Below are 2,511 nucleotides of genomic sequence, written 5' to 3'. Positions count from 1 at the left end.
GACAGAGCCGGGGCGCGGGGCACGGCTCTCTCAGGGGGCGCTGCGCCGGGCCTTGGGGGCGCGGGCGCTTGTGCTCATCGGGACAGTGGTGGCCTTTGCTGTGGCGCTGGCCGCGCTGGGCCGTGTGCCGACCGGCCTCTTGCCGCCCTCGGAACGGGCGCAATTCGTGCTGAGCCTTGAACTGCCCGCTGGCGTCTCCGAGGACGAGTCCGCACGCGTCGCACGCCGCCTTGCGGGCTTTCTCGCGGATGACAGGAGCAATCCCGAGATCGTCGGCAACGTCGTCTATGTCGGGTCTGGGGGACCGCGGTTCTTTCTCGCGCTTTCGCCGCTTGACCCGGCACCGCATATTGCCTTTGCGGTTGTGAACCTCGCTGATGCCGCTGCCGTGGCCCCTGTTCGTGCCCGCGTCGAGGACTGGATGCGCGCCAATCTGCCCGAGGCGCGTGGTTGGACAGAGTTGCTCTTTCTCGGGAAAACACCGCCCGGAACGGTCGAAATCCGCCTTGGCGGCGGCGATAGCGATGCGCTCTTTGCGGCGGGGCGGATGGTCGAGGGCGTGTTTCGCGGCCTTGAGGGCACGCGCCAGATCCGGGGCGACTGGGCCAATCCGGTGCTGCAATTGACAGTGCTGATCGACGAGGCGCGCGCAAGGCGCGCGGGCGTCGCCCCCTCCGCCGTGGCGCGCACGCTCGCGGCACGTTTTGAGGGGGCGCATGTGACGGATTACCGCGAAGGCGACCGCGTCATCCCTGTCGTGATCCGCGCGGAAGATGCGGCGCGGAACAGTCTGGATGCGCTGGCCGATGTCACCGTGCTGTCAGGCGATGGCGTGGCGGTGCCGCTCATGCAGATTGCCGATTATGGCGGGGAATTGCAGCCATGGGTGATCCGCCGCGTTGATCAGGACCGGGCCTTGACCGTTTCGGCGCTGCGCCCCGGTCTCTCCGCTGCCGAACTTCTGGCGGCGGTCACACCGCAGCTTGACGCGCTGGACCTGCCGCCCGGCGTGCGTTGGGAGCCCGATGGCGAAGTCGTCGCCAAGGCCGAAGCCAATGCGGCACTCTTTGCGACACTTCCGCAATGCCTGCTTGGCATCGTGCTGTTGTTGATCTGGCAATTCGACAGTTTCCGTCGCCCCGCAATCATCTTTGCCACGATTCCGCTCGTGTTGGTGGGGGTGGCCCCCGGCATGCTACTGATGAATGGGATTCTGGATTTCAACGCGCTCTTGGGTGTGCTGTCACTGGCGGGCATCATCATCAACAACGGCATCGTTCTGATCGAGCGCATCGACGCGGAACGCGCGGAAACCCGGGACATGGGCGAGGCGCTGATCGCGGCCTGTGCCGCGCGCCTGCGCCCCATCGTGATGACCACGCTAACCACCATTCTCGGGCTGCTGCCCCTGCATCTCTTTGGTGGAGAGCTATGGCGCGGCATGACCATCGTGATGATGTTCGGACTGGGTATCGGCACGCTTCTCACGCTCTTTGTCGTGCCGTGCCTCTATGCGGCGATCTTTGCGGACAGGCGACGCGGCGCTTATCGAGCAGAGCTGCCGTAAACCCGCTGCACCGCGACAAAGATCATCGCTGTGGTCCAGCCGACGATGATCGTGCCGTTGGTCGCCGCAAAGGCGCCCAGCAACCGCCAATCCGGCCCCAGCACCACATCGCCATATCCGAGCGTTGTGAAGGTGACGGTGGTGAAATAGAGCGCCTCTTCGATCCCGCCGATCGCCCCCAACCCGATCAGGAGCATGGCCCAGAACCAGCATTGTGCGCAGATCGAGAGAAAGAACCACATCACGACCGCGATCACGGCCAAGGCCTTGGTGACTGGCCGCCGCGGCAAACGCGACGCCCTGCGCCCGAACCGTGCCGCCACCCCCATGAACCCGGCATGAATGGCGACCGTGACAGAGATGGCAATCATCCCGATCGCGAGTTGGGGCAAGATCATGATGGGTTTTGATCCTCAACTTTGGCAGGCAGCCCGGCTTCTTTTACCGGCGTCATACGGTAAAAAACCTCCTGTGAACAGGAGGTTGCGCAAGGTGTTGGATTTTGGTTGCGAGGGCTCGGATTGGACACTGTTTCGCGAGGATGGCAAATGTGAAGATCGCCCCGTGAAGAAGGATGTTTGCCAGACCGAGCACCCTAAAGTCCTCTCCATCGCCATTTAGGCAGAAGTCTCGGACACACGCCAACGGCGACGACGGCCACAGTCTGTGATCATTCAATCTCAGACATAATCACGTGCTCAGGCATATACCCAAGCCTCAAGGACTATGCCCAATTGCCCGGTCAGAAGGGGGATCATCTCACAGGATTGTTTCAATCACGGATTTGTGATATCTTTTACGTAGTGCCTGTAAATTTTTTACGACTTTTTGAGCTTGATATTTCTGGGGAATTCTGGGGTACTGGGGTATAATATGCCAACGATTTCTGTGGCATTCGTTGATGATCATCCGGTTTTCTTGACCGGAGTGTGTCAGCTTTTTTC

At 61.8% G+C, this 2,511-nt stretch carries 4 protein-coding genes; 2 read left to right on the top strand and 2 right to left on the bottom strand.

Annotated features, from left to right (window positions below):
- Positions 1–1,567: efflux RND transporter permease subunit (locus tag KBT70_RS05720; RefSeq protein WP_296629631.1), on the top strand; the 1,567-nt coding region annotated here is incomplete at its 5' end.
- On the opposite strand, the gene KBT70_RS05715 is transcribed toward KBT70_RS05720, so the two are convergent.
- Positions 1,546–1,965 (bottom strand): ion channel, encoded by a 420-nt coding sequence (locus tag KBT70_RS05715; RefSeq protein ID WP_296629628.1) that lies wholly within the window; start codon positions 1,963–1,965, stop codon positions 1,546–1,548. The genes KBT70_RS05720 and KBT70_RS05715 overlap by 22 nt on opposite strands.
- Here KBT70_RS05715 and KBT70_RS05710 point away from each other — a divergent pair.
- Positions 1,964–2,188, top strand: coding sequence for a hypothetical protein (locus KBT70_RS05710; protein ID WP_296629626.1), 225 nt, complete (start codon positions 1,964–1,966; stop codon positions 2,186–2,188). The two genes, KBT70_RS05715 and KBT70_RS05710, sit on opposite strands and share 2 nt — an antisense overlap.
- A 138-nt stretch (positions 2,189–2,326) precedes the next feature.
- Here the strand turns inward: KBT70_RS05710 and KBT70_RS05705 are convergent.
- On the bottom strand, positions 2,327–2,511 hold a 185-nt coding region (locus KBT70_RS05705), incomplete at its 5' end, for a hypothetical protein (RefSeq protein ID WP_296629624.1).

Source organism: Roseovarius sp., from assembly GCF_018066915.1.
Lineage (GTDB): Bacteria > Pseudomonadota > Alphaproteobacteria > Rhodobacterales > Rhodobacteraceae > Roseovarius.
The sequence above is the reverse complement of the archived record's forward strand: the minus strand, read 5'-3'. Positions and strand labels throughout refer to the sequence as shown.

Excerpts from the sequence above, each read along its gene's own strand:
- KBT70_RS05710 (WP_296629626.1), top strand. The coding sequence starts at position 1,964 with ATGATGGGTTTTGATCCTCAACTTTGGCAGGCAGCCCGGCTTCTTTTA.
- KBT70_RS05715 (WP_296629628.1), bottom strand. The coding sequence starts at position 1,965 with ATGATCTTGCCCCAACTCGCGATCGGGATGATTGCCATCTCTGTCACG.